At 65.1% G+C, this 25,245-nt stretch carries 23 protein-coding genes; 6 read left to right on the top strand and 17 right to left on the bottom strand.

Features of this window, described 5'->3' with window-relative positions; genetic code table 11:
- Positions 1–159 precede the first annotated feature (159 nt).
- Entirely contained in the window at positions 160–699 is a 540-nt protein-coding gene (locus ACWKV7_RS13550) for a hypothetical protein (protein ID WP_483858210.1), read from the bottom strand.
- A gap of 183 nt (positions 700–882) precedes the next feature.
- On the opposite strand from ACWKV7_RS13550, the gene ACWKV7_RS13545 reads away from it, so the two are divergent.
- On the top strand, positions 883–1,536 hold the full coding sequence (locus ACWKV7_RS13545; RefSeq protein ID WP_483858209.1) for a peroxiredoxin: 654 nt from the start codon (positions 883–885) through the stop codon (positions 1,534–1,536).
- A gap of 142 nt (positions 1,537–1,678) precedes the next feature.
- Positions 1,679–2,080, top strand: a complete 402-nt coding sequence (locus ACWKV7_RS13540) for a quorum-sensing-regulated virulence factor family protein (protein ID WP_483858208.1) — start codon at positions 1,679–1,681, stop codon at positions 2,078–2,080.
- Between the two features lie 17 nt (positions 2,081–2,097).
- Here ACWKV7_RS13540 and ACWKV7_RS13535 read toward each other — a convergent pair whose 3' ends face one another.
- Together ACWKV7_RS13535 and ACWKV7_RS13530 are read right to left on the bottom strand one after the other, a co-directional pair.
- Complete coding sequence (locus ACWKV7_RS13535) at positions 2,098–2,292, bottom strand: hypothetical protein (protein WP_483858207.1); 195 nt, start codon at positions 2,290–2,292, stop codon at positions 2,098–2,100.
- A 70-nt stretch (positions 2,293–2,362) separates the two neighbouring features.
- Positions 2,363–4,768, bottom strand: a complete 2,406-nt coding sequence (locus ACWKV7_RS13530) for a phosphoketolase family protein (protein WP_483858206.1) — start codon at positions 4,766–4,768, stop codon at positions 2,363–2,365.
- Positions 4,769–4,899: 131 nt separating this feature from the next.
- Between ACWKV7_RS13530 and ACWKV7_RS13525 the strand changes: the two genes are divergently transcribed.
- Entirely contained in the window at positions 4,900–6,303 is a 1,404-nt protein-coding gene (locus tag ACWKV7_RS13525; protein ID WP_483858205.1) for an MBL fold metallo-hydrolase RNA specificity domain-containing protein, read from the top strand.
- Positions 6,304–6,545: 242 nt separating this feature from the next.
- On the top strand, positions 6,546–7,625 hold the full coding sequence (locus ACWKV7_RS13520) for an LOG family protein (RefSeq protein WP_483858204.1): 1,080 nt from the start codon (positions 6,546–6,548) through the stop codon (positions 7,623–7,625).
- Between the two features lie 297 nt (positions 7,626–7,922).
- Here the strand turns inward: ACWKV7_RS13520 and recX are convergent, their stop codons facing one another.
- From recX to ACWKV7_RS13500, 4 genes are all read right to left on the bottom strand, one after another.
- Positions 7,923–8,390, bottom strand: a complete 468-nt coding sequence (gene recX, locus ACWKV7_RS13515; RefSeq protein ID WP_483858203.1) for a recombination regulator RecX — start codon at positions 8,388–8,390, stop codon at positions 7,923–7,925.
- Positions 8,391–8,398: 8 nt separating this feature from the next.
- The gene (gene recA / locus ACWKV7_RS13510) at positions 8,399–9,442 is read right to left on the bottom strand and encodes a recombinase RecA (RefSeq protein ID WP_483858202.1); all 1,044 of its coding nucleotides are present in this window, start codon (positions 9,440–9,442) and stop codon (positions 8,399–8,401) included.
- A 93-nt stretch (positions 9,443–9,535) separates the two neighbouring features.
- A complete protein-coding gene (locus tag ACWKV7_RS13505) occupies positions 9,536–10,030 on the bottom strand; it encodes a CinA family protein (protein ID WP_483858201.1) in 495 nt (164 codons plus the stop codon).
- 363 nt (positions 10,031–10,393) lie between these two features.
- Positions 10,394–11,248: an aldo/keto reductase gene (locus ACWKV7_RS13500; RefSeq protein ID WP_483858200.1), complete on the bottom strand. Its 855-nt coding sequence runs from the start codon at positions 11,246–11,248 to the stop codon at positions 10,394–10,396.
- 153 nt (positions 11,249–11,401) lie between these two features.
- Here ACWKV7_RS13500 and pyk point away from each other — a divergent pair, with 153 nt between their 5' ends.
- Positions 11,402–12,844: a pyruvate kinase gene (gene pyk, locus ACWKV7_RS13495; protein WP_483858199.1), complete on the top strand. Its 1,443-nt coding sequence runs from the start codon at positions 11,402–11,404 to the stop codon at positions 12,842–12,844.
- A gap of 153 nt (positions 12,845–12,997) precedes the next feature.
- On the opposite strand, the gene ACWKV7_RS13490 is transcribed toward pyk, so the two are convergent.
- Positions 12,998–13,306, bottom strand: coding sequence for an isochorismate lyase (locus tag ACWKV7_RS13490; RefSeq protein ID WP_483858198.1), 309 nt, complete (start codon positions 13,304–13,306; stop codon positions 12,998–13,000).
- 166 nt (positions 13,307–13,472) lie between these two features.
- On the opposite strand from ACWKV7_RS13490, the gene ACWKV7_RS13485 reads away from it, so the two are divergent.
- Entirely contained in the window at positions 13,473–14,225 is a 753-nt protein-coding gene (locus ACWKV7_RS13485) for a carbon-nitrogen hydrolase family protein (protein ID WP_483858197.1), read from the top strand.
- Between the two features lie 3 nt (positions 14,226–14,228).
- On the opposite strand, the gene ACWKV7_RS13480 is transcribed toward ACWKV7_RS13485, so the two are convergent.
- The 9 genes from ACWKV7_RS13480 to ACWKV7_RS13440 form a co-directional block, all read right to left on the bottom strand.
- Positions 14,229–14,957 carry a hypothetical protein gene (locus ACWKV7_RS13480; RefSeq protein WP_483858196.1) on the bottom strand — a complete coding sequence of 243 codons (729 nt, stop codon included), beginning with the start codon at positions 14,955–14,957 and terminating at the stop codon, positions 14,229–14,231.
- A 92-nt stretch (positions 14,958–15,049) separates the two neighbouring features.
- Positions 15,050–15,979 (bottom strand): PDC sensor domain-containing protein, encoded by a 930-nt coding sequence (locus ACWKV7_RS13475; protein WP_483858195.1) that lies wholly within the window; start codon positions 15,977–15,979, stop codon positions 15,050–15,052.
- A 244-nt stretch (positions 15,980–16,223) separates the two neighbouring features.
- Positions 16,224–16,940, bottom strand: coding sequence for a DUF3618 domain-containing protein (locus tag ACWKV7_RS13470; protein ID WP_483858194.1), 717 nt, complete (start codon positions 16,938–16,940; stop codon positions 16,224–16,226).
- Positions 16,937–17,380, bottom strand: coding sequence for a phage holin family protein (locus ACWKV7_RS13465; RefSeq protein ID WP_483858193.1), 444 nt, complete (start codon positions 17,378–17,380; stop codon positions 16,937–16,939). Before ACWKV7_RS13465 ends, ACWKV7_RS13470 begins: the two co-directional genes overlap by 4 nt.
- Entirely contained in the window at positions 17,380–17,976 is a 597-nt protein-coding gene (locus ACWKV7_RS13460; RefSeq protein WP_483858192.1) for a hypothetical protein, read from the bottom strand. Before ACWKV7_RS13460 ends, ACWKV7_RS13465 begins: the two co-directional genes overlap by 1 nt.
- Positions 17,977–18,441: 465 nt before the next feature.
- Positions 18,442–20,001 (bottom strand): sodium/proline symporter PutP, encoded by a 1,560-nt coding sequence (putP, locus tag ACWKV7_RS13455; RefSeq protein WP_483858191.1) that lies wholly within the window; start codon positions 19,999–20,001, stop codon positions 18,442–18,444.
- A gap of 170 nt (positions 20,002–20,171) precedes the next feature.
- Positions 20,172–23,339: a bifunctional proline dehydrogenase/L-glutamate gamma-semialdehyde dehydrogenase PutA gene (putA, locus tag ACWKV7_RS13450; protein ID WP_483858190.1), complete on the bottom strand. Its 3,168-nt coding sequence runs from the start codon at positions 23,337–23,339 to the stop codon at positions 20,172–20,174.
- A 217-nt stretch (positions 23,340–23,556) separates the two neighbouring features.
- Entirely contained in the window at positions 23,557–24,222 is a 666-nt protein-coding gene (locus tag ACWKV7_RS13445) for a hypothetical protein (RefSeq protein WP_483858189.1), read from the bottom strand.
- A 215-nt stretch (positions 24,223–24,437) separates the two neighbouring features.
- A complete protein-coding gene (locus ACWKV7_RS13440) occupies positions 24,438–25,190 on the bottom strand; it encodes a helix-turn-helix transcriptional regulator (protein WP_483858188.1) in 753 nt (250 codons plus the stop codon).
- Positions 25,191–25,245: the final 55 nt, after the last annotated feature.

Below are 25,245 nucleotides of genomic sequence, written 5' to 3'. Positions count from 1 at the left end.
ACAACTGCGCCAGAGGCTGCCAATGGCCCAGCAATCCAGGCACAGCACGAGCAACGCCAGGGTGACGATGAAAAACGAAAGCCCGTCGACCATGGCCCTCTCCCCGCCACTGGCTATTTCTGATTCGGTCCGCGGGCCATGACAGCAGTTCCCGCTCGGTCAGCCCTCCGATCCGCGGGTAGCCGCCAGCAAGGTGTCGTAGGCCGGGGTCGCGGCGATGTTCAGCGCCGCGCTCAGCGCCAGGACGCTCGGCAGGTCGCAGCGGTACACCAGCACCATCTGCAGCTCGGTATCCAGAGGCTCGCTGAAGTTCACCAGCACATAGCCGCCCTTCTCCGGGTACAGGCTGCCCAGTTGCACCTGGATGCGCTTGAGCGCGGTCAGGGGCTCGGTCTTGGCCAGTTGCTTGGGCTTGATATGGAAGGTCACGCTGGGGCCGAAGGACTCGATGATCTGTTGCAGCAAGTCGTCGTACCCATCGGCGGCGAACAGCACGGTATCCGGCAGGCTGCCGACCACCACCCATTCGCCCAGTGGAATAGGAAAGCTGTCGTCGTAGTTGATGTCCGGATTGGCCGCCAGGAAGGCTTGCGGGTCGGCATAGGCCTGCGCCGCCTCGTCGGCCACCCGGCGGATTTCGCCCTCCTCCATGCAGCCAGAGCTGATTTGCGTGATCAATTCGACGAGCTGGCTTTGCATAGAAAAACCCCGACTGGATGAACAAGCCGGCAAGGATAGCGGAAGCCGCCGCCGACCGCCCTGCCCGCGCACTGAACTCGCCCTGCCGATTCGCTGTCTCCAGAACCTCGACGCGGGCGTCCGTTCACAACCGCCCCGCCGTTAACCCTCCAACCTCTTAGTCATTCGCAAGGGAGTTTGAACATGACTATCCGCATTGGCGACGAAGCACCCGACTTCACCGCCGACACCATCGAAGGCACCCTCAACTTTCACGAGTGGATCGGCGACAGCTGGGCCATCCTGTTTTCCCACCCGAAGGATTTCACCCCGGTGTGCACCACCGAACTGGGCTACGTGGCCAGGCTCAAGCCGGAATTCGACAAGCGCAATACCAAGGTCATCGGCCTGAGCATCGACCCGGTCAGCGATCACAAGGCCTGGGTCGGCGACATCGAAGAAACCCAGGGCCATGCGGTCAATTTTCCGCTGATCGGCGACGCCGACCTGGTGATCGCCAAACTGTATGACATGATCCACCCCAACGCTGGCGGCGGCCCGCGCACCGCAGTGGACAACGCCACCGTGCGCTCGGTGTTCATCGTCGGGCCGGACAAGAAGATCAAGGCGATGCTGGTCTATCCGATGAGCGCCGGGCGCAACTTCGACGAAGTGCTGCGCCTGCTCGATGCCTTGCAGCTCAATGCCCGGCACAGCGTGGCCACACCGGTGAACTGGAAACCCGGCGAGGACGTGATCATTCCGCCGACGGTCTCCGAAGAGGAAGCCCGAAAGAAATACCCGGAAGGCTACAAGACCCTCAAGCCCTACCTGCGTGTGGTCAAACAGCCGCAATGACCCGGTAGCGTCGAGCGCCGGACCGCGAGGTCCGGCGCCTGCCACGAGGCGAAGACCTCGCCACGTGGCAGGCGACATTCGCGGCCAACGAACGCACAATTCCCCGATCGGTCCAACTAGCCTCATCGCTCAGGAGAACTTCATGCGCCTCACCGTGCTCGCCCTTTTCTGCACCCTGCCACTCGCCGCCCACGCCGCCTCGCTCAAGGATTTCGAGCTGACCAGGATGCTGGAGAAAGTGGCCGAGGAAAGCAGCCAGGGCACGCCGCGGGCGATCAACGAAGACATTCTCGACCAGGGCTATACCGTCGAAGGCCACGAGTTGATCAATCACCTCAGCGTACGCGAAAGCCACGCGGCGAAGATGCGCGGCAACCCCGACATCGTGCGCAAGCAACTGGCCGCCAGCGTCTGCCAGAATACCGGTTACCGCCAATTGCTGGCGCGCGGCGCGGTGCTGCGCTACCAGTTCAGCGAGCACAGGAGCAACCGCCCGGTGACCACCGAGCGGTTCAGTGCCGCCGACTGCGGCCTGCAACAGTGAGCGGACGGATCGTCCCCTCAGAGATCCTTCGCCCGGCGCTGGCCGGCATCGGCCCGCAGGTCCGCCAGTAACGCCTCCATGTGACGGGAACGGCGTATACCGCCCTCCAGCCGCCGCTGGCACTCGTCTTCCAGGCTCAGGCCATTGCTGCGTGCCGCTTGCTGGAGCAAGAGGTACAGCTCCCTATCCACTTCCAAGGTGATCCTGGGCATACCTGCCCCTCCCTTCCCATGACGCCCGGCGGCCCCGCCGCCCTGTCGTGCCGACCGCGCCGGCCGCGTCTCAGCGCAGCACGGCAGGGTCACCCTTGCCCGCCACCGCCGCTGCCTCCTCCGGAGTCAGCAAGGCGGTACGGGGTACATCCAGCAACCGCGCGCTGGCCGCCAGCACATTGGCCCAGCAGGCGCGGTTGGCAAACTGCATGCCGGCCTCGTCGAAGGTACCGCCGCGATTGCGGTAACCGAGCACGGCGCTCTTGCCCGCATCCGGCAGAATCGGCCAGAGGTGACCGCGCGCCACTTCCGGGCGCATGTGGGTCAGCAGGATGCGATCCTCAAAGCTATCGGGGAACAGTCGAGCCACCAGTTGCTCGTCGGCGACCACCTCCAGCTCCCAGCGATCCCGGGGCGCACGGAAACGCCCCGGTTCCTGCAAGTAAATCAGACGGTAAGCGTAGCCGGCGTCCTTCAGACGAGCGGCGGCGCGCTGCATCTCGGCCAACTGATAGCTGCCATTGGCGATCAGCAGCAGCGGCTCGGGGCCGGCGCATTCGTCCATGATCAAGGCACCGTCGCGGGCCAATTGCTCGGCCTGCTCGCGGTCGAACACCGTCGGGCGCGGGCGCTTGGGAATCACCATGCATGCCAATTGTCCGCGCGCCTGGTAGATCTGCGGCAGCAAGGCCAGGGCACTGTTGTGGTCGGCCGGGAACAGCACGCGCACCATGTCGCTCATCTCGCCGAGCATGGCTTCGCAGAAACTGGTGTCCTGGTGCGACTGCTGGTTCTTGCCGTTCTCCCAGGTGTGGGAAGTGGCTACCAGCGGCCAGCCGAGCCACCCGGCCGGGCGCCCCGCCTCCTTCTGCTGGCGGGCGAAGATCAACGCCTGGCGTACCGCGCCCTGCATCTTCACGCAGAAGGCTTCGTAGCTGGCCACCAGGTTCAGGCCGCCCTGGTTGGCCAGGCAGGCCGACACCACCGCCTCCTCGTTGAGCGCGGTGATGACCTTGCCGTCCACCGCCTCGTTGCCGCCTTCCGGCTCGCAGACACGGTGTTTGAGAGTCTCCAGCACGCCGCCGAGACGGTTGCTGGCCAACTCGTCCGGATTGCCGACCCGGGGCCGCAACCGTGGGTTGGCGACCACCAGGTCGGTGAAGAAGGTATCCAGCGCCGCCATCGGCGAACAGGCATCCTCCCGGTATGCCAGGGGCGGTAGGGTCGGTTCGACCGGATGCCGCATCGCCACGGGGTTGTCCCGCTCCAGCGGTCGATCGCGACGGCTGGCCACCAGCAGTTCGCGGGCGGCGACCAACTCGTCCGGTGCCACCCAGAGCGCCGCGACATGCTCGTTGAACAGCGCCCGGGCCTCGGCGTCGCAGCTCGGGTTGCCGGGCAACGGCAGGTTGTGTGCGGCATTGCTGCCGGCGCCATAGAAACCGAAGCCCTTGACCGTTTCGGCGATCGCATAGGGAATCGGCAAGGGGTATTGCAGGATGCCGCTGTGCTTCTCCTGCACGCGCCGCTGCAGACGCTGCTCCATTTCCCAGAGCACGCAGACGAATGCCGCGGGGTCGCGGCCGTCCAATTCGATGGGATCGAAGCCGCAGCGGCGCAAATGCTGGCGGAAGCCTTGCAGCCCTTCGTAGGTGCCCAGCTCGGTGCGCTGTTCGATACGCCGGCCATTGGCGATCATCACTGGCAGCGCTATCCCGCAGTCCTCGGCCCGCCACCAGCGTGGCACCCAATCGCTGCCACGCTGTTCTTCCGCCGCGCCATCCGAGAGGAACGCCACCAGCGTCTCGCCGGGCAGCGGCAGGTGGGCATATTGCAGTTCGGCGAAGCCCAGGTAGCCGCCCTCGGCGATGCCACCGGCGGTATGCGGATTGACATGGCTGCCCAACGGCACACCAGGGCTGCCATCCGCAGCCTGGGCGTAGCTGTAGAAATCGCTCACCAACCGATTCAGCCCCGCTTGGTCGAAACCGTAGCGCTCGGCCTGTTCCGGCTGCTGGTTGGCGGTCAGCAGGTTGAGCGCTTCGATCGCCGCCACGCAGTGGCCCTGCCCCATCAACCAGCCGCGGGTTTCGCCACTCAAGGCATTCAACCCGAGGTAGCCGGCATAAGCCGGAACCATGTTCAACGCGCCGCCGGTGTGCCCTTCCGGATGGGCCTTGAAATCCTCCGCGCACAGTGGCGCGCCATCCAGCCGCACCCGCTGGGCATAGGTCATGTGCACCACCAGCCAGAGGCCGGCCGCGGACAACCGGTCGAGGGCCAGCAAGAGACGATAGACACTGTCCAGATCGGGCTGGCGGCCGGACTGCACCAACTGGTGGGCCAGGCGAAACACCGCGGCCTGGGTCTCGGGACTATGCTGAAAGGGGCCGTAGCCGCTTCGCCAGGTGGCGAAGGCAGGTTCGACTTGGGCGTGCGCGTCCAGCTCGGCAAGGCTGGGCAATATCTGACTCATGGCAGGGCTCCAAAGACGCGGGGAATATCGCAGTCTAGACAGCGCGGCGCCACCCGATGCTGACCTGCATCAAGACGGTCCGCCGCCGGTCCCGGCAGGCTGCCGGTATCTCCCCCAGTAAGGAAAACGATATGGCTTTGTTGACTTTCCTTGGTGCCATTCGGCAGGTCACAGGTTCCTGCTACCTGATCGAAGCCCACGATGGCGCGAACGTGTTGCTCGAATGCGGCATGCACCAGGGCCGGCGCGAGGAAGAAGCCGGCAACCAGGCGCCCTTCGCCTTCGACCCGCGCAGCCTCGATGCCGTGGTGATCTCCCATGCCCATCTCGACCATAGCGGTCTGCTGCCACGCCTGACCGCCTCCGGCTATCGCGGCCCGATCTTCGCCACACCGGCCACCTGCGAGCTGATGGAACTGATGCTGCTGGACTCCGCGCACATCCAGGAAAACGACGCCGAGTGGGAAAACAAATGGCGTGCCCGCCTGGATAAGCCGAAGGTGAAGCCGCTGTACACCACCCAGGACGCCGAGCAGGCCCTGAAGCTGCGACACCCATTGGCCTACGGCGAGCGGCGGGAAGTCGCGCGCGGCATCCAGCTCACCTTCCACGATGCCGGGCACATTCTCGGCTCGGCGGTGGTCGAACTCGAGGTGAGCGACTTCCAGCGCACCCGGCGCCTGGTGTTCTCCGGCGACCTCGGCAATACCTGCTCGCCATTGCTGCCCAACCCGAGCGTGTTGACCCGCGCCGACGTGCTACTGATGGAATCCACCTACGGCGACCGCGACCATCGCTGCAGCAACGACACCCTGGACGAACTCGCGGAGATTCTCCAGGCCGCCCACCGCGACGGCGGCAACGTGCTGATTCCGGCCTTCGCCGTGGGCCGCACCCAGGACCTGATCTACTACCTCGGGCGCTTCTACCAGGAAGGCCGGCTCCCCCAGCAGGCGGTGTTCCTCGACAGCCCCATGGCGATCCGCGCCAACGCCATCTACTCGCGCTTCCAGGAGCAGCTCAGCCCCGAGAACCTTGCCCTGGTGCAGAGCAAGCACGTCAAGCGCATCGAGGATTGGTTGCCGATCCTGCGCTGCACGCCGACGCCCGAGGAATCGATGGCGATCAACCGCATCCAGCGCGGCGCGATCATCATCGCCGGCAGCGGCATGTGCAACGGCGGGCGCATCGTGCATCACTTCAAACACAACCTGTGGCGCAAGGAATGCCACTTGGTCGTCCCGGGCTTCCAGGCCCAGGGCACGCTCGGCCGCGCCATCGTCGACGGCGCCTCCACGATAAAGGTGCTGCACCAGCGCATCGCGGTGAAAGCCCAGGTACATACGCTGGGAGGCTTCTCCGCCCATGCCGGCCAGGGACAGCTGATCGACTGGGCCAGCCGCTTCGAGCCGAAACCTGAGCTTTACTTGGTACACGGGGAACTCGAAAAGATGCGCGTGTTGCAACAGGCGCTGCACGAGCGCCTCGACTGGACCGCCAACATTCCGGAACCAGGAGACCGGATAGCACTCTGAACGACGCTGGCCCGCACGGGCCGGACCGCCGATGCGGCAATTGGGCCGCCGGCGGCTGGTGGTCGATAGGGTTGGTCGGTTAACGTGGGGTCGATGCTTGGAACATCGCGGTCACTTGCGGCAAGCGCACACCGGGCATCGACAACGGACTACTCGAAATGACCACCGCGACACCACCCTGTCGCACCGCGGCCTCGCCATTGCGGGGCTGCACAAGGTTCTGCCGCACAAGGAGAAGTTGAATGCCTTACGAACCGGAAGACTACCTATCCCGCCACTTCCAGATCAGCGATATCGATCTGGGCAGCGAAATAGACGAACTCGTCACTCTCAGCACTCCGGACACCAGCCCCAACCTGCCGCTCTACCGGGAAATGCTGACCACCGTGATCCGCATGGCCCAGGCCGACCGCAACCGCTGGGACGCCAAGATCATGCTACAGACCCTGCGCGAGATGGAGCACGCCTTCAGCCGGCTGGAACAGTTCAAGCGACGCCGCAAGGTAACGGTGTTCGGCTCCGCCCGCACGCCTGTCGAGCACCCGCTCTACGCGCTGGCGAAGGAGCTTGGCGCAACCCTGGCACGCTACGACCTGATGGTCATCACCGGCGCAGGAGGCGGCATCATGGCTGCCGCTCACGAGGGCGCAGGCCTGGAAAACAGCCTTGGATTCAACATCACCCTGCCCTTCGAGCAGCACGCCAACCCCACAGTCGAAGGCACCGGCAACCTGTTGTCGTTCCACTTCTTCTTCGTGCGCAAGCTGTTCTTCGTTAAAGAGGCGGACGCCTTGGTACTCTGCCCCGGCGGCTTCGGCACCCTGGACGAAGCATTGGAGGTGCTGACCCTGATTCAGACCGGCAAGAGCCCGTTGGTGCCGGTGGTATTGCTGGACGAACCGGGCGGCAGCTTCTGGAAGGACGCCATCGACTTCATGCGCAAACAGCTGGAAAACAACCGCTACATCCTCTCCAGCGACATGCACCTGATGCGCCTGGTCTACAGCGCCGAGGACGCCGCCGCAGAGATTGCCCAGTTCTATCGCAACTTCCACTCCAGCCGCTGGATCAAGGATCGCTTCGTGATCCGCATGCACCATCCATTGAGCGATGCCGCCTTGCAGCAATTGCAGACGGATTTCGCCGACCTTTGCCTGAACGGCGATTTCGAGCAGCAGACCTCCTGTGAAGCAGAGGAGGATGAGCCGGAGCTCTGCCATCTGAGCCGCCTGTCCTTCATCTTCAACGCCCGCGACCACGGACGCCTGCGGGAGCTGCTGGACTTCATCAACCTGTCCGAGCACTGGGCCAAGAAGGCCTGAACTCTCCCAGCCAGCCATGCCTACGCAGCATGGCTTCCGGCCGGGCGGGCGGGGCTCGTCCCGGACATCCTGGTCCATGCCGACTCCTGTACAGCGCTAGAACGTTGCCCGGTGCTTCACGAACAGGTGGAGCCGGGCTCGATGTCGCTGCGTCAATACGGACCCGACATGCTCATCTACAGCCGCGCACACCGCCTCTTCTCCCAGCCCAGCCTGACCTTCGCTCGGCGACCTTTTTTGAATAGCGCCTGGAGCTACGCCCCTGACACCTCGTCATCTGCCCTGTAGGCGCTCGCCCTAGTCGTCCGCCGCCGCTCCACGCAACAGTCGACCGATCAAATCCAGGGGATAGCCCCGGTAGCTGAGGAAGCGACCCTGCTTGGCACGCTCACGGGCATCGTGCGGCTGGCGCCCGGCGAACTTGCGCCGCCAGGTGTCCTCCAGCAATTCGCGCCAGTCGAGGCCACTGTCGCGCAACGCCAGTTCGATGGCTTCCCGGGGCAGACCACGCTGGGCCAGTTCTTCGCGAATGCGCAATGGCCCATAGCCGGCGCGGGCGCGGCTGGCGACGAAGCTTTCCAGATAGCGGGATTCGCAGAGCAACCCCTCTTCCGCCAAACGGTCGAGGGCCGCATCGATCAATTCGGAGGGGGCGCCGCGCTGGCGTAGCTTGCGGGTCAGTTCGACCCGCCCATGCTCGCGTCGCGCCAGCAGATCCATCGCGGCCCGCCGCACGGCGGCGGGGCTGTCCAGCACATTAGGCATGCCGGGGATCAGGCGTCGAGATCAGCCAGGTCATCCACCATGGAGTCGGCTTTACCGCTGACCGGCGCCACCAGCAGCTTGTCGCGAATGGCCTTTTCCACGGTGCTGCCGACTTCCGGATTGTCCGCCAGGTACTTGGCCGCATTGGCCTTGCCTTGACCGATCTTGTTGCCCTGGTAGCTGTACCAGGCCCCGGACTTCTCCAACAAACCGAGCTGCACGCCAAGATCGATGATCTCGCCGTTGCGGTAGATGCCCTTGCCATAGAGGATCTGGAACTCTGCCTGGCGGAACGGCGGCGCAACCTTGTTCTTCACCACCTTCACGCGGGTCTCGCTGCCGACCACTTCCTCGCCCTCTTTCACCGCACCGGTGCGGCGGATGTCCAGGCGCACAGAGGCGTAGAACTTCAGGGCGTTGCCGCCGGTGGTGGTTTCCGGGTTACCGAACATCACGCCGATCTTCATGCGGATCTGGTTGATGAAGATCACCAGGCAGTTGGCATTCTTGATGTTACCGGTGATCTTGCGCAGCGCCTGGGACATCAGGCGAGCCTGCAGACCCACATGGGTATCGCCCATTTCGCCTTCGATTTCAGCCTTGGGCACCAGCGCGGCCACGGAGTCGACAATGATCACGTCGACGGCGTTGGAACGTACCAGCATATCGGTGATTTCCAGCGCCTGCTCGCCGGTATCCGGCTGGGAAACCAGCAGGTCGTCGACGTTCACGCCGAGCTTGCCGGCATAGTCGGGATCGAGGGCGTGTTCGGCGTCGACGAAAGCACAGGTCGCACCTTGCTTCTGGGCTTCGGCGATCACCGACAGGGTGAGGGTGGTCTTACCCGAGGACTCCGGCCCATAGATCTCGACGATCCGCCCTTTCGGCAGGCCGCCGATACCCAGGGCGATATCCAGCCCCAGGGAGCCGGTGGAAATGGCCGGGATGGCTTGGCGGTCGTGATCGCCCATGCGCATCACCGCGCCCTTGCCGAACTGTTTCTCGATCTGGCCCAGGGCGGCCGCCAACGCGCGCTTCTTGTTCTCGTCCATTGAAGTCCTCACATAAGCAAGAGGCCCGAAAGGCCATAACAACTGTATAAGTAGCCAGTATTAGAGCACAGGGCAAATCGCTCGCCTACCCCTTCATTCAGGAATTTCTCCCCCGCTCATCCGTAACAGCCCGGCCAGAGCGACTTCCACCGTTTGTCGGCGAACGGCCGCACGGTCGCCTTCGAACAGATGGCGCTGGCTGAACAGGCGATTGCCGTCGGCCCAGGCCAGCCACACCGTACCCACCGGCTTGTCCGGCGTCCCGCCGTCAGGCCCGGCGATGCCGCTCACGGCCACGGCGAAACGCGCGCCGCTGTGCAACTGGGCGCCCCTCGCCATGGCCTCGACGACCTGCTGGCTGACCGCCCCAACGTGCTCGAAGAGCTCGCTCGGGACCTGCAATTGCCGGGTTTTCTGTCGGTTGGAATAAGTGACGTAGCCTGCCTCGAACCACGCCGAGCTACCTGCAATGCGGGTGATCGCCTCGGCGATGCCGCCACCAGTGCAGGACTCTGCGGTAGCGACCTGAGCCCGGCCGGCAAGCAGGCGCTCGCCAAGCAATGCGGCGAGTCGGGTGATCTCTTCCATTGGGTCCTCCTGGTCTGACGGGCTCATGCGATACCGTACACCAGCGCTTGCCCAAGCGGCATCCAACAAGCGCCTGCACTGCTCGTTCATGCTCTCCTCGGTAGCGTCGAATAAGTTCCCGCCAGAGTAGGAGGCGAATCATGTCTAGGTAATTTGCACAACAAAGCCCAGCACTTTGGCTGGACTCGGGCAGCTCACGTCAGCTTCTTGACCGATCAAACAGAATATTTTCCCTATCGAGACTTAAGGAAAATCCGAAAAAGCTCTGGACTTGCGAAACGACCGGCCTGTAACTCGCCGGGCTCGCACGGTCATGGGTTGCAATTGAGCGCAGCGAAGCCCAACGGGGAGCGCGCAGGCTCCTCACGGAGCAGGCCGGCCACGCGCTGCCTCGGCCAGGTAGAACCAGGTGGGTGCGTCCAGCTCCAGTTCGGCGCCAGCCAAGGCTTCTTCCAGGCGTTCCCAGCGCAAGCTGCCGAATACCGGCAATGGCCGGCCGGGCAGACGGCGCAGCCAGGCCAGGGCGACCTGGGTCGGCGTCGCCTCGAGTGCTTTGGCCACCTCGTCGAGGGCGCTCTGCAAGGCCGGTGCGAACCCGCCGCCGGCCAGCGGCGACCAGGCCATCACCCGCAGGCCGGCGGTTTGCAGCGCCTGGAGCTGACCGTCCCAGGCCGCCTCCTGGGCGGCCAGCGACAGCTCGATCTGGTTGACTTTCAACGGCAACTCGCGCGCCAACGTCTGCCAGTGCAGGGGCTCGGCATTGGACACCCCGAGCCAGGCCACCTTGCCGGCCTGCACCAGCCTCTGCAAAGCGCGGCACACCTCGTCCACCTCCAGCAACGGGTCGGGCCGGTGCAGCAGGAAGCCTTCCAGGCGCTCCACGCCGAGGCGCGTCAGCGAGGCCTCCACCGCAGCGGTGAGATAACCCGCCGAACTGCGATAATGCTTGACCCGCCAGCGCGAGCGATCCTGCGCCGCCGGCACGATGTCGGCCTTGCTGATCAGGGTAAGCCGCTCACGCAGCTGCGGCACCAGGCGCAGAGCCTCGCCGAAGCGCGTTTCGCACTGGCCAAGGCCGTAGATGTCGGCGTGATCGAAGACATCCAGGCCCCGCTCCAGGCAGCGTTCGATAAAGCCCGCCAACTGCGGCGCCGACGCCAGCTCGGGATAATCCGACAGACGCATCATGCCGATGGCCAGGGGTGTGGTGAGGGTCATGGCAAGGCTCCCAGTCCAAAAATTTTAGTTATATTACGAAACTGTTTGCCTGGCTCTCTAATGATTCCTATGATTCGCCCTTAAAATTTGTTGCTTATAAAAATTACAGGCCGACCCATCCGCTGCCTCGGCCCCTCACCCCAGGAAGCCCCCATGACCCTGCGCCGTACCAAGATCGTCGCCACCCTTGGCCCTTCCAGCAACAGCGAGTCGCAACTCGAAGCGCTGATCCTCGCCGGCATCGACGTAGCCCGCCTGAACTTCTCCCACGGCTCTGCCGAAGAACATCTGCAACGCGCCGAGCTGGTGCGCAGCCTGGCCGCCAAGCATGGCCGCTGCGTGGCCATCCTGGCCGACCTGCAAGGCCCGAAGATCCGTGTCTCGCGCTTCGCCAACGGCCCGATCCGCCTGGCACCGGGCCAGTCGTTCTGCCTCTCCGCCGTGCACCCGAAGGACGCCGGCAATCAGGAGGTAGTCGGCATCGACTATCCGGAACTGGTAGACGACTGCCGCGTTGGCGACGAGCTGTTACTGGATGACGGCCGCATCGTCCTGCAAGTGACCGATATCCGCGACCGCGCCGTACACACCCGCGTGCTCAATGGCGGCGTGCTGTCCGACCGCAAGGGCATCAACCGCCGCGGCGGCGGCCTGACCGCACCGGCGCTGACCGACAAGGATCGCGCCGACATCCTCACCGCCTCGGCAATGCAGGCCGACTACGTGGCGGTGTCCTTCCCCCGTGACGCCGCCGATATGGAAGAGGCCCGCGCCCTGCTGCAGGCCGCCGGCGCCAAGGCCGGACTGGTGGCGAAGATCGAACGCGCCGAGGCGGTAGCCAACGACGAAACCCTGGATGCGCTGATCCTGGCCAGCGACGCGGTGATGGTGGCCCGCGGCGACCTCGGCGTGGAGATCGGCGACGCCGAACTGATCGGCATCCAGAAGCGCATCATCCGCCGCGCCCGCAGCCTGAATCGCGCGGTGATCACTGCCACGCAGATGATGGAGTCGATGATCAGCAGCCCGCTACCGACCCGCGCGGAAGTCTCCGACGTCGCCAACGCCGTGCTCGACCTCACCGACGCGGTGATGCTCAGCGCCGAATCCGCCGCCGGCGAGTACCCGGTCGAAGCGGTGCAGGCCATGGTGCGCGTCTGCCTGGGTGCTGAGAAGCATCCGGACACCCAGCGCTCGGGGCATCGCCTGCACGAGCAATTCACCCGCTGCGACGAAACCATCGCCCTCGCCGCGGTCTATGCCGCCAACCACCTGCAAGGGGTCAGCGCCATCGTCTGCCTGACCGAGAGCGGCGCCACCCCGCTGATCATGTCGCGCATCCGCACCGCACTGCCGATCTACGCCGTTTCCCCGGACCCGCGCAGCCTGGCGCGGACCGCCCTGTACCGGGGCGTGCAGCCGCTGGCGTTCGACCACGACGACCTGCCGCCGGCCCAGGTCAACCAGGCCATCATCAATCGCATGCTGGAAATCGGCGCCGTCAAACCGGGCGACTGGATCCTGCTGACCCGCGGAGACCGCCACAGCCCCGGCGGCACCAACAGCCTGAAAATCATCCAGGTGGAAGCGCCGTAAGCCGGCTGCGGCAGTTGCCTGGGGCGAAGCCGCTGCGACGCCCGACAGATCGCTCGTTGGGCTTCGAGCCTCAACCCAACCTACACCCGCACATCCGTAGGTTGCGGTTGAGCGCAGCGAAGCCCAACGAGCCCGTTACAGGCCCCGGCGCCTCTACCCCTGCACATTCCGCCAGCGTTTCATCTCTTCCTCGATGAAGTGCCCGACCAGATCGCGGTAGAGCTTCTCTATGGCATCCGCGCTCAAGCCCTGTTCCTGCGCCCAGACCCGGCGCTGTTTGAGCATGGCGTCGAACCGCTCCGGCGCGCGCACGGCGTCTTCGCTGGCCTTGAACTTCGCGGCGGCCTGCACGTAGCGAAAGCGCTCGCCCAGCAGGGCGATCACGGCACGATCCAGGCGATCGATCTCGGTACGGATCTCCGCCATGTCGGCGCAGTCCTGCGGCAATTTATCGGTGTTCATCGGCAATCCTTGTTCGCGATTTCGGCTGGATCGGCGCGGCGGCGGTGGCCATACATAGCACGGCGCATCAACCACTCCATTGGCACCGTACCATTTCGCCGATTGCCTGAGCGCCGATCACCCGCCACACTCGCGAATTTCCTTCGACTCGACAACCCTGCAGACCATGACCGACCTCACCATCGCCGCCGCGCAATCGACCGCCATCGCCGGAGACATACACGCCAACCTCGCACGTCACCTGCGCTTCATGCAGGTGGCCGCCGATCGGGGTGTCGATCTGCTGGTGTTCCCAGAACTTTCATTGACCGGCTATGAACCCGCCCTGGCCCGCGATCTGGCCTTCCAGGCCCATGACGAACGCCTGCGCCCCCTGCGCGAACTGGCCCAGCGCTGCGGCATGACCACCGTGGTCGGCGCGCCGCTGCGCCCGGCGGATACGCGGGAGCTGGTGATCGCCGCACTGGTGCTCGGGGCGGACGGCAGCCTTGGCGTGCACAGCAAGAAACACCTGCACAGCGGCGAGGAACAGGTGTTCAGCCCCGGCCAGGGCGGCCCGCTGCTGCACATCGCCGGGCAGAAGATCGCCCTGGCGATCTGCGCCGATTTCAACCAGCCGAGCCACCCCCAGGAAGCCGCCGCCCTCGGCGCCGACATCTACGCCGCCGGGGTACTGATTTCGGTGAACGGCTACGCCAACGATAGCGCCCTGCTCGCCGGCTACGCCGCCGAGCATCGCATGACGGTGCTGATGGCCAACCATGGCGGCCCGACCGGCGGCTGGCAGTCAGCCGGGCGCAGTGCGCTATGGGATGCGGATGGCAGCTCGATCGCCGCCGCCCCCGGCGATGGCGATCGCCTGATCATCGCCAGAGGCGCGGCCAGGCGCTGGTCCGCCGAGGTGATTGCCGTCGACTGAGCCTCAGTCGCCGGCGTAATACAGGCCCTCGATCGGCGACAGTTCGCCCTCGTAGTCTTCGCCGACCCACTCCGGGTTGGGGCTGACGTAAATGCGCACCCAGCCCAGCACGCCGTACGCCAGCTTGACCAGATAGTCGTCCTGCTCGTTGAGCAGGACCGTCAGTGCCGCACCCTTGGGCAAGACCGCGACGACCTCCCGCATGTCCCTCGCGGCATAGACCTTCAGCGCCGCGCGGGTATGCGTCTCCAGGCCGACATAGCGATAGGGCTGCGCCACTTCCTCGAAGCGCCCATCCCGCCAGCGATAATGCCGGCGCACGTTGAACATCGTGTTGTTATGGCCCTCGGCGTAGATATCGCCATCGCCGGGAAAGGTGAAACGCAGGCCGGGGATGGTGGCCAGGGTCCGGTACTCGCCCGCGCCCTCCTGCAGAACGCTACAGCTCGGGTCCCAACTGCCGCCGGAGTTGCAATCGATGGTGAACCAGGGGCCGGCTTCGCCGAGCAAGCGAACCCGCAGCGGCCGGGCCAGGTAAATGCCCGAGTCGTCGGCTTGCGCGGCATCCGGGTGCACACCGGGCAACACCTCGCTCGACTGCGCTGGATAGAACAGCGTCACGCCGACGTTTTCCACCGCGAGCGACGACAAGGCCGCCTCGCCCTGCTGGGCAACGGCGGGCGCGGCAACGCCAAGGGCAACCGCGCAAAGCAGGAAACCGAGTCTATTCATGGGCAAGAGCACAGGTGGGAAGGCGCGGCAGGTTAGCGACAAATGCCGTCACGGCAAAGGCGGCGATCCTGCTTCTGTGAGCCACTCGCCGCTCAGCCTTCCACCTCCCGGCTCAGCTTCAGATACAGCCCCAACCCACCCAGCAACGCCACCGCCGCCATCAGCATCCACACGGCGCTGATCAGTTGCGTCGAACCCGCGCCGAGCAGGCTCTTGAACATCAGCAGCAGCGCCTCGATGGATACTGCGATGACGATGGCCGACATGAAGCGGGTGATGGTGCGGCGGGTCGAGTCGTGGTGGTGGATGTCCTTATCCAGCAACACCTCTTCCTCGATGATGGTCTTGCCCAGGTCGAAGATCGCCATGCCCAGGGTGATCAGGATAACGATGCCGAAGGCGTGGGTGGCGATGTTCTCGGCATGGGTGAAGATCTTCAACAGCGACTCCACCGACGAATACAGCAGCAGCACCGATACCAGCACCAGCAGCACGCCAATGACGCCATAGATGGTCTGGAAGTACGGATGTACCCGCGAGCGCATCTGGTCGCCGTTCAGGTAGGCCACCAGCCGCTGCAGGTTGAAGTTGATCACCAGATAGCCCTGGTCCTCGCCCTGCTCGTCGACGAAGTGCTGCACCGCGGAAATCGCCAGTTGCTGTGTGGCGCAGGACAGATAGGGATCGGTGACCACGATGCGGTTGGCGCAGCTGCGGGCGGCCACCACATAGGGCCGATGGCTGCGGTCGGCGCCACGGCCGAAGGAGCGGCGGGCACGCTGGCTGACGGTCGGGCTGTAGGCCGAGTCCATGCGCTGGATGGCCTTGTCGTCGAGGCTGTAGATCAGTTCGACGAAGGGATAGGCCTCGCTCAGCCGTTCGACGGCGGTCTGCTGCGCGGCATGATCTTCGAGCAGTCGCTGGCTGCTGACGCTGCTCATCATCGATTCGATCAAGCCATGGATCACCGGGCGATGCTGCTGATATTGCGCCACCAGTTGCAGATGGTTCCGGCCTTTCATTTCACCTTCCTGAGAGCGCCCAGGTATGGGCAGGTATTCAGATAGAAGGCAGGGCCAAGGCCGAAAGCACAGCTTTTTTCATACGTGCGCTTGAATGACAGAACGCGCGAATACGGGCCGCGAAGCAGCACCCGCAACGGGGCACGGCGCAGTGCCCTCGCACATTCGCCAGGCAAGCGATATAGAGCGACGAGCGGCGCAACGTGACGAACCGCCTGGTGGCCCCAGGCGGTTCGGCGCGCCACTAGATCGGCCTGGTGGCCTGCTGGGACCTGCCGTTGGGCTGCAGCCGCTCGCTCATCTCGCGGCCGATGTCCGCGCTGGCCTGGCTGATCTGGTCGTAACCCTCCTCGGCCATGCGCTTGGCCTTGCCGGTCAAACGGTCGCTGGTTTCGCCCAGCAGCCGGTCCTCCTGCGTGGTCGGCGGCAGCGAGGCGCCGAGCAGCGCCCCGAGGGCGATGCCGATGGCACCCAGGGCCAGCGGCTGCTCGGTCAGCAGGTGGTCGTATGCCTCCCGGGCGCGCTCGCCCTGATGGCGAAGGCGGTCGGCCGCCTGATGGGTCGAATCGCTCACGCGCTGGCGTGTGGAACCCAGCTCGTCGCGCAAGTGTCCGGCCTTGTCCTTCAAGCGCTGCTTGGCCCCTTCCGCGCTGTCGCGCAGGCTGCCGTGGCTGGTCGTCGACACGGCGCGATGCTGGCCGGACATCATCCAGGTCAGCCCCACCACGGTCAGCAGGGTCGGCACCGGGTTGGCCTTGACGGTGTTGCCCAGGTTGCCGAAGAACTCCCCGCCATTGCCCTTGGCGAAATGCAGCGCGCGGTCGAGCAGCTCGCCGGGCGACAGCTTGTTCTCCAGGGCATGCACGATGCTGCTGATGGACTCGCGCTGCTGGTCGATTTCCCGCTCTAGGGTTTCCGGGCTTTTTTGCGCCTCTTCGGCGATTCGGCTTTGCGTGCTCATTGGCTTTTCACCCTGATGGCTTGCTGGTCCTTGCGCAGCGAACGCACGGTGCGGTCTGGCGTGAACGCCGAGGGTTCGAGCTTCTTCTTGCCGGCCTGCAGCATGACCACGCCGATCAGCATCACGATGCCGCCGACGATCAGCGCAGCGACCCACGGCTGCACCACCAGGGCCAGGCCATAGACCGCCGCCTGCAGCAGGATGATGAAGCCGGCCAGCACCACGGCACCGCCGCTGGCGATGCTGGCAACGCCGGCCTTGGTGGCACGGATGGATTCGCTGACTTCGGTCTTGGCCAACGCCAGTTCCTTGGTGAACAGCAGGGGCACCTCCCTGCCCAGTTGGCGCAGCAGCGAAGGCACCGAGTTCCGGTCGGTTTCGGCGGTGCGGTTCTGTTGCGGGAAGTCCTGATTGAGCGTGTGCGAGTGTGGCTGACTCATCAGTGGTGCCCTCCTTTCGGGATGCTTGCATCGCCCAGGCCAGACAGGTGGCTGGAGGCATTGGAGAAATCCGCGGTGGCCGACGCGTATGCCGACGCGCCGGGGCGTCGGTCCCGGCTGCCGCTGGATGGACGCAGGCTGGCCGGGGTCACGGTGTCCTCGTCGCGGGACGCGTCATTGTCGCGGTGGGACGTGGCCCGGGCGAAACGGGCCAGGCCGAAACCGGCGGCGATGCTACCGGCGATGAACAGCGTGGGGTTGTCGCGGGCCAGCCGGCTGGCCTGTTGCAGCAACTCGTCGGCGCTCTTGCCGCGCAGCGTATCGGCCAGCCGCGACAGGCCGTTGGCGGCATCCGTCACATACTGGGAAAGCAAGGCATCGCCCCGGCGATCAAGTTCGGCGGCAGCGGCACGGGCACCCTCGGCGGCGTTTTCCAGCTCGCCGGCTCCACTCTGGCGATACTCGTCCACCTTGGCTCTGCCTTGAGTCCTGGCCTGCTCGGTGGCCTGATGCGCCTTGTCTTGCAGCTCGTCCATCGCTCGGCCGCCGTGGCTCTGGCCGTCTGGACCGGTAGTGCTCTGATTCGGTGTATGCATGGTAAATCCACCTCTTTGCTGGGTCGGAATACAGGTCCCGACGGGGCGCTGGCTGGCCCCGTTTTATTGCTCGATTCCCTTCAGGTGACCGGTGTGGGCACAGCGAGTTCTAGCGCAGCGGAGCAAAGCTGGCGGCCGGCACAGGGGTGGAGGCGCGTGCCAGGGAGGCTGGTTCTTCAAGTCAGGAGCTTCAAGGTTGATCGACAGGCCGCTTGCTGGGCTTCGTGCCTCAACCCAACCTACACCCGCACGTCCCGTAGGTTGCGGTTGAGCGCAGCGAAGCCCAACAAGGGTGCGCCAGCCCGGCATCAAGGCTGTCTCCTACGAGAAAGTGCGGACCAAAAAAAGCCGGCCCCTGGAGGCCGGCGAAGCACTATCGGGTCGTTGCGTGGGAGCCCGCACGGGAGAGTCTCCGTGGGGCTGGCAGCGTGCGGACGACCGGCCGCGCGCCGTTGGTGCGCGTTATCAGGCCAGCTTGCGGGCGACGTCGTCGAAGGTGGCCTGGATCTTGGCGTTCGGCTCGGCGGTCAGCAGGCTGACGACGACGATGGCCAGGGTGGCAAGGATGAAGCCGGGGATGATCTCGTAGAGCGAAAACGCATGGCTCATGCCGGAGGCCAGGTCCCAGATCATGCGTGCGAAGTCGGACTCCAGCACGTCTCTGCCCTTGGAAGTCAGGCCCGCCAGCAGTTTCCAGACGACGACGGTGATACCGCCGACCAGAATCCCGGCCAGCGCGCCCTGGCGATTCATGCGCTTCCAGAACAGCGAGAGGATGATCGCCGGGCCGAAGGCCGCGCCGAAGCCGGCCCAGGCGTAGGACACCAGGCCCAGCACGGTGCTTTCCGGGTTGAGGGCGAAGATCAGGGCGATGACGGAGATCACCACCACGGCGCCACGGCCGATCCAGACCAGCTCGGGACCGCCTGCGTCCTTCTTCAGGATCGCCTTGTAGAAGTCCTCGGCCAGGGCGGAGGAGCTGACCAGCAGTTGCGAGTCGGCGGTGGACATGATCGCGGCCAGCACGGCGGCCATCAGGATGCCGGCGACCACCGGGTGGAACAGGCTGTTGACCAGCACCATGAACACGGTCTCGGCGTCGGCCAGGTCGGTTTCCAGGTAGCCGATGGCGATCCAGCCGATGGCCAGGGCGGCGAACAGGGTCACGGCAGTCCAGCTCACTGCGATGCGGCGAGCGGTGGGCATGTCCTTGTCGTCCTTGATCGCCTTGAAGCGCGCCAGGATGTGCGGCTGACCGAAGTAGCCGAGGCCCCAGCCGAGCAGCGAAAGAATGGCGATGATGCCCAGCGGCTGGCCCTTGGCATCGTTGAAGAAGGTCAACAACTCCGGGTTCTTGGTGGTCATTGCGACGCTGGCGGCATCGATGCCGCCGACGGCGTTCAGCGCAAACACCGGTACCAGCACCAGGGCGGCGGCCATCAGCAGGCCCTGCACCACGTCGGTCCAGGCTACCGCGAGGAAGCCGCCGAACAGGGTGTAGGACACCACGGCCAGGGTGCCGACGATGACCGCGATCTTGTAATCGATGTGGAAGACGGTTTCGAACAGCTTGCCCGCGGCCACCAGGCCGGAGCTGGCATAGAAGAGGAAGAACAGCAGGATGAAGATCGCCGATACCACGCGCAGGGCGTGGGAGGTGTCATTGAAGCGATTCTCGAAGTAGGCCGGCAGGGTCACCGAGTCTTTCGCCGCGTGGGAGTACACACGTAGGCGCCGGGCGACGAACAGCCAGTTGAGCCAGGTGCCGGCCAGCAGGCCGATGGCAATCCAGGTGGCTTCGAAACCGGCCAGCAGGGCATACCCCGGCAGGCCCAGTAGCAACCAGCCGCTCATGTCCGAAGCGCCGGCGGACAGCGCGGCAGTGGTCGGGCCGATGGAGCGGCCGCCGAGAATGTAGTCGGAGAGATTGACGGTACGCCGGTAGGCGATGATGCCGATCCCCAACATCACCACCAGGTAGACCACGAAGGTCACCCCGACTACGTACAGGTTCTGCTCGTTCATCTTGTTGTTCTCTTCTTAGTGCTGGCGGGGTGCGTCCCGCTCATTGTGGTTTTTCGTAGCCGTCGGTTGGGACGGCTACGCCCGGTACGCTGCTACCCCCTCGGATGGCAGCGGCCGCTCGGGCGGGCCTTTTGGGCCCGCCGCAGTGCCTCGAAACCGTGTGCGAAGCGTCAGACCTCCTCGCCCAGGGACAGCAGCGAGGCGTTGCCGCCCACCGCCGTGGTATTCACCGATGTCGTGCGCTCATTGACGAAGCGCAGCAGGTAGCTCGGCCCGCCGGCCTTCGGCCCGGTGCCGGACAGGCCGCAGCCGCCGAACGGCTGCACGCCGACCACGGCGCCGACCTGGTTGCGGTTGACGTACAGGTTGCCGACCCGCGCCAGAGCCTCGATGCGCTGGGCGGTTTCCTCGTTGCGGCTATGCACGCCGAGGGTCAGGCCGTAGCCGGTGGCGTTGATCGCCGCGACCACCTTTTCCAGATCGGCGGCGTCGTAGCGCACCACGTGCAGGATCGGACCGAACTGCTCCTTCTCCAGTTCGTGGATGCCGCCGATCTCGAAGGCCACCGGCGCGACGAAATGGCCGTTGAGCCCTTCCGGCAGGCGCGCCTCGGCGATCAGCTTGCCGTCGCCCTTGAGCTTGTCGATATGAGCCAGCAGGCCCTGGCGGGCTTCGGCGTCGATGACCGGGCCGACGTCGCTTTCGCGCAGATGGGTCGGGCCGACCTTGATCTCGGCCATGGCGCCCTTGAGCAGGTCGATCACCCGCTCGGCGATGTCGCGCTGCACATAGAGCACACGCAGCGCCGAGCAGCGCTGGCCGGCGCTGGTGAAGGCGGAGGCCACGGCATCCTTGATCACCTGCTCAGGCAGCGCGGTGGAGTCGACGATCATGGCGTTCTGGCCACCGGTTTCGGCGATCAGAGTGGCAATCGGGCCCGGCTTGTCGGCCAACTGGCGGTTGATGAGCCGCGCCACCTCGGTGGAACCGGTGAAGCACACTCCGGCGAGGCGGGCGTCGCGGCAGAACACGCCGCCGAGGGTGGCGCCATCGCCCGGCAGGAAGGCGATCACGTCCTGCGGCAGGCCGGCGTCGAACATCAGCTCCAGGGCACGGGCGGCGATCAGGCTGGTCTGCTCGGCCGGCTTGGCCAGCACGCAGTTGCCGGCGACCAGCGCGGCGCTGATCTGGCCCAGGTAGATGGCCAGCGGGAAGTTCCACGGGCTGATGCAGGCGAAGATGCCGCGGCCTTCGTGGAACAGTTCGTTGCGCTCGCCGGTAGGGCCTTTCAATTCTTCACGGCCCAGGCGCAGGCGCGCCTGCTGGGCGTAGTAGCGGCAAAAGTCGACGGCTTCGCGAACTTCATCGATGCCATCCTGCAGGGACTTGCCGGCTTCCAGGGTGCACAGGGCCATCAGCTCGGCGCGGTTGGCTTCGAGCAGGTCGGCCAGGCGCTCGAGAATGGCGGCGCGCTGCTCGATCGGGGTGGCATTCCAGCGCGGCCAGGCGCCGGCCAGGCCGTCCAGCGCCTGCTTGGCCTGCTCGGCGGTGGCGAACTGGGCGTGGCCGACGATCTTCTCCAGGTCGTAGGGGCAGCGCACATCCACGGTCTGGCCGGCGAGCTTCTGGCCGCCGATCACCGGCGCGGCCCGCCACTGGTGGCTCAGATGGGGTTCGTAGGCGCGTGCCAGTTCGTTCCACTGGTTCTGGATATTCATGTTGAGGCCCTGGGAATTTTTCCGCGCGCTGCCGTACAGGGCTGGCGGGAGGGGGATTCTGTCATTGGCGAGGTTTTTGAACTTGCGCAGTTGCGTCACCGGATGATCGATCAGGGACGCCACCGGCACCCGCGGGTCGACCAACTGGTGCACGAACGACGAGTTGGCGCCGTTCTCCAGCAGACGCCGCACCAGGTAGGGCAGCAGGTCCTTGTGGGCGCCGACCGGAGCGTAGATGCGCACGTTCTTGCGATAGCGCTCGATCACCGTGTCGTACAGGGCATCGCCCATGCCGTGCAGGCGCTGGAACTCGAACTCGCGCGGCTCGGCCGCTTCGCCGGCCATGGCCAGGATGCAGGCGACGGTGTGCGCGTTGTGGCTGGCGAACTGCGGGTAGATGACCCCGCGGGTCGGCTCCGACAACAGGTAGCGGGCGCAGGCCAGGTAAGACGTGTCGGTGCCTTCCTTGCGGGTGAACACCGGGTAGCCGTGCAAGCCCTGGACCTGGCATTGCTTGATCTCGCTGTCCCAGTAGGCGCCCTTGACCAGGCGCAGCGGAATGCGGGTGCCGAGTTCCTTACCGAGCAGGGTCAGCCACATCAGCACCGGCAGGCAACGCTTGGAATAGGCCTGCACCACCAGACCCAGCTCGCCCCAGCCGGCGAGGGCCGGGTCGCGCAGCAGTTTCTCGAACAGTTCCAGCGACAGCTCCAGGCGGTCCGCCTCTTCGGCATCGATGGTGATGCCGACGTCCAGCGCCCGCGCCTGGCTGGCCAGGTCGCGCACGCTGGCGAACAGTTCGCTGAGCACGCGTTCGCGCTGGGCCACTTCGTAGCGCGGGTGCAGCGCGGAAAGCTTGATGGAAATCGACGGCTTCGGCCCTGTGCCGACCTGCGGCTCCTTGCCGACGGTGGCGATGGCCTGGCGATAGTCCGCCATGTATTTCTCGGCGTCTTCGACGGTCAACGCCGCTTCGCCGAGCATATCGAAGGAATAGGTGTAGCCCTGTTCACGGCACGGTCGGCCGTTCTTCAGTGCCTCGCCGATGGTGCGGCCAAGCACGAACTGCTTGCCCATCAGCTTCATCGCCTGGTTCATCGCGGCGCGGATCACCGGCTCGCCGGAGCGCTGGATCAGGCGGCCGATGACGTTCTTTGGACGGCCGTCGGCGCTGTCCGGGTCGACCACTTTACCGGTCATCACCAGGCCCCAGGCGGCGAAGTTGACCAGCACGTTGTCGCTCTGGCCGAGGTGGCGTTCCCATTCGGCGGCGTTCAGCTTGTCGCGGATCAGCGCGTCGGCGGTGGCCGCGTCGGGCACGCGCAGCAAAGCCTCGGCCAGGCACATGAGCATGAGCCCTTCCTGGGTATCGAGGCTGTACTGACGAAGAAGTGCGTCGAGGGTATCGACGGCGTTGTCCCGGCTACGCACCTGTTCGATCAAGGTGCGGGCATCCTGGCGGGTAGCCTCGATGCCGGTCTCACCGGGGTCGGCGAGCTGGAGCAGCTCGGAGAGATAGCTTGCCTCGTCGACGTCGTAATTGGCGCTGATGACGGGGAAAAACTCGGCGGCAGTCTGGGTAAGAAAGTCGCCCTGCAAGACGTGAACGGCCTTGAGCATCACGTCCCCTCCTCTTGTGGAGAACTGTTGTTATTAGGGTGTAGCCCAACACGCCGCCTAGGCACAAAGCCTGCGCGCACGCCTGTATGGGTGTATGGAATGAATTTAGTGGCAGAGCGATGACGCTTTCTTGCAGAAAGCTATGGAGTTTTTACAAAAAGGTCCGGCAAACGGAAGCGGCCCCGCCAAGGGCGGGGCCTGCGGATCACGACCCTGATCAACCGGTCTGCTTGCTCTTGTCCTGAGACAACGTGGTGATGGCGTCGGCCTTCAACTCACGCGAGGTGAAGAACCCGCCATCGATGGCGCCGACCGCATTGATCCGATCACCTTCCTTGATCTTCTGATAGCCTTTCTCGTCCAGCGGGTTGTAAGGCATGCTGCCAGTGTCCACTACTATCTTGCCTCCTCCGGTATCGACGGTGATGTCACGGCCATCGATCTTGGTAACCGTTCCCTGCACCACCGTAGTCGCCACCGGCGTCGCTACCACAGTCGTGGTGACGACTGGCAGCACCAGACTTTCTTCGTCGGCATCATTGGCATAGAAGTAGCTGTTCAGACCTTTCACGTAGACGCTATCGGCTTCGATCGTGGTGGCTTCGAAAAGATCGTCGTCGATGCGCCCGTAGACGGTGACGTTGTCACCGTTGAGCAGCTTGTAGCCTTCGCGATACCAGTCCCAGTCGTCCATTTCCACGGTAACCACGCCATCGCCGTAATCAAGCAGAAAGGTATCGGCGCCGGCGGATTTCACCGTACCGTTGATGCTGATCCAACTATCGTCGGGCTTCTGGTAGGGATCGACATCCGCCGCCATGACCGGAGTCGCAAGCAACGCACTCAGAGCCACGGCGAGCAGGCTCTTGTTGAATGTTTTCATGCTGTCCTCCTCTTGCTTTCAGGCACGTACAGCCACGGGCCCTGCCCGCAGCTCCCGATGCGCACAAGCTCAGGCTACGGCAGATCGCAAGCAGCCTGCGCCGCGCTTGCAGCTTGTCCGCATACAGTTGCGAGGACAGTCGTCTGCGAGAGTTCAGAGTTTTCGCTGATCGGTCGAGCGGCCGACAGTCGTTACCGAGCCGGCGATAGAGAGGGCTATTCGGCGCCGCGCAGGCGCCTGGGCGTGAGGCCGAGGTAGCGGCGCATGGCGGTAGTCAGTGCACTCTGGCTGGAAAAACCGCACTCCTCGGCGATGCGCACCAGCGGCAACGGGCTTTCCCGCAGCAAGCGCGCCGCGCGATCCAGGCGGGTCTTGAGCAGATATTGATGCGGCGTGAGGCCCACGCTGTCCTTGAACTGCGCATGGAAATGGCTGGGGCTCAGGCAGGCGACCTGGGCCAGCTCCGCTACCGTGATGCGCCGCGCCAGGTTATCGCGGATGTGCGCGTCCAGCCGCTCGATATCCAGCGGCCCGACCGGGCCGCTGGCCACGTCTCCGAACAGGCGCAGGTGCAACGCGCGCAGCAGTACGCCGCTGAGCGCACGCGCCAGCAACGGGTCGCTGCCATAGCGAGCCAGTTCGGCACCGGCGTAGTTGAGCAGGTTCTGGAAGTCCGCATCCAGGGCTGGGTAGCGCGGGGTTTCGAACAGCTGGGCGAGCAGTTCCAAGTCTTCGCCGGAACAGCTTTCCTCGTTCAGGTCGATGATCAGCATGCGGTTGTCGCCCATGCCGGCGAACGAGTGCCCGGCATCGCCCGGAACCAGGCAGGCGCGCATGCGGCAGACCTCGCCGCCCCGCCCGCCGACGTCGAACTCGGCGCGGCCGGCCAGCGACATCACCAGTTGATGGTGATCGTGGGCATGGACATGGGCTTGCTCGTCCAGGCGGATCAAGCGGGTGCTGAGCATCGAAACTCCACGGCGACAGCGTGCAAGGGTGAACTTTACCCAGTCCGGGGGGCCC

This window comes from Zestomonas ipomoeae, assembly GCF_057128665.1.
Note: the sequence above shows the minus strand (reverse complement) of the source record. Positions and strands in the feature narration are given on the sequence as shown.

Bases quoted from the DNA above. Each gene is read 5' to 3' on its own strand.
- ACWKV7_RS13470 (WP_483858194.1), bottom strand. From the start codon at position 16,940: ATGAGCACGCAAAGCCGAATCGCCGAAGAGGCGCAAAAAAGCCCGGAA.
- ACWKV7_RS13440 (WP_483858188.1), bottom strand. From the start codon at position 25,190: ATGCTCAGCACCCGCTTGATCCGCCTGGACGAGCAAGCCCATGTCCAT.
- ACWKV7_RS13540 (WP_483858208.1), top strand. From the start codon at position 1,679: ATGCGCCTCACCGTGCTCGCCCTTTTCTGCACCCTGCCACTCGCCGCC.
- ACWKV7_RS13445 (WP_483858189.1), bottom strand. From the start codon at position 24,222: ATGAAAACATTCAACAAGAGCCTGCTCGCCGTGGCTCTGAGTGCGTTG.
- ACWKV7_RS13480 (WP_483858196.1), bottom strand. From the start codon at position 14,957: ATGAATAGACTCGGTTTCCTGCTTTGCGCGGTTGCCCTTGGCGTTGCC.
- recX (WP_483858203.1), bottom strand. From the start codon at position 8,390: ATGCCTAATGTGCTGGACAGCCCCGCCGCCGTGCGGCGGGCCGCGATG.
- ACWKV7_RS13490 (WP_483858198.1), bottom strand. From the start codon at position 13,306: ATGAACACCGATAAATTGCCGCAGGACTGCGCCGACATGGCGGAGATC.
- ACWKV7_RS13530 (WP_483858206.1), bottom strand. From the start codon at position 4,768: ATGAGTCAGATATTGCCCAGCCTTGCCGAGCTGGACGCGCACGCCCAA.
- pyk (WP_483858199.1), top strand. From the start codon at position 11,402: ATGACCCTGCGCCGTACCAAGATCGTCGCCACCCTTGGCCCTTCCAGC.
- putA (WP_483858190.1), bottom strand. From the start codon at position 23,339: ATGCTCAAGGCCGTTCACGTCTTGCAGGGCGACTTTCTTACCCAGACT.
- ACWKV7_RS13520 (WP_483858204.1), top strand. From the start codon at position 6,546: ATGCCTTACGAACCGGAAGACTACCTATCCCGCCACTTCCAGATCAGC.
- ACWKV7_RS13545 (WP_483858209.1), top strand. From the start codon at position 883: ATGACTATCCGCATTGGCGACGAAGCACCCGACTTCACCGCCGACACC.
- recA (WP_483858202.1), bottom strand. From the start codon at position 9,442: ATGGACGAGAACAAGAAGCGCGCGTTGGCGGCCGCCCTGGGCCAGATC.
- ACWKV7_RS13500 (WP_483858200.1), bottom strand. From the start codon at position 11,248: ATGACCCTCACCACACCCCTGGCCATCGGCATGATGCGTCTGTCGGAT.
- putP (WP_483858191.1), bottom strand. From the start codon at position 20,001: ATGAACGAGCAGAACCTGTACGTAGTCGGGGTGACCTTCGTGGTCTAC.
- ACWKV7_RS13525 (WP_483858205.1), top strand. From the start codon at position 4,900: ATGGCTTTGTTGACTTTCCTTGGTGCCATTCGGCAGGTCACAGGTTCC.
- ACWKV7_RS13505 (WP_483858201.1), bottom strand. From the start codon at position 10,030: ATGGAAGAGATCACCCGACTCGCCGCATTGCTTGGCGAGCGCCTGCTT.
- ACWKV7_RS13550 (WP_483858210.1), bottom strand. From the start codon at position 699: ATGCAAAGCCAGCTCGTCGAATTGATCACGCAAATCAGCTCTGGCTGC.
- ACWKV7_RS13460 (WP_483858192.1), bottom strand. From the start codon at position 17,976: ATGCATACACCGAATCAGAGCACTACCGGTCCAGACGGCCAGAGCCAC.
- ACWKV7_RS13475 (WP_483858195.1), bottom strand. From the start codon at position 15,979: ATGAAAGGCCGGAACCATCTGCAACTGGTGGCGCAATATCAGCAGCAT.
- ACWKV7_RS13465 (WP_483858193.1), bottom strand. From the start codon at position 17,380: ATGAGTCAGCCACACTCGCACACGCTCAATCAGGACTTCCCGCAACAG.
- ACWKV7_RS13535 (WP_483858207.1), bottom strand. From the start codon at position 2,292: ATGCCCAGGATCACCTTGGAAGTGGATAGGGAGCTGTACCTCTTGCTC.
- ACWKV7_RS13485 (WP_483858197.1), top strand. From the start codon at position 13,473: ATGACCGACCTCACCATCGCCGCCGCGCAATCGACCGCCATCGCCGGA.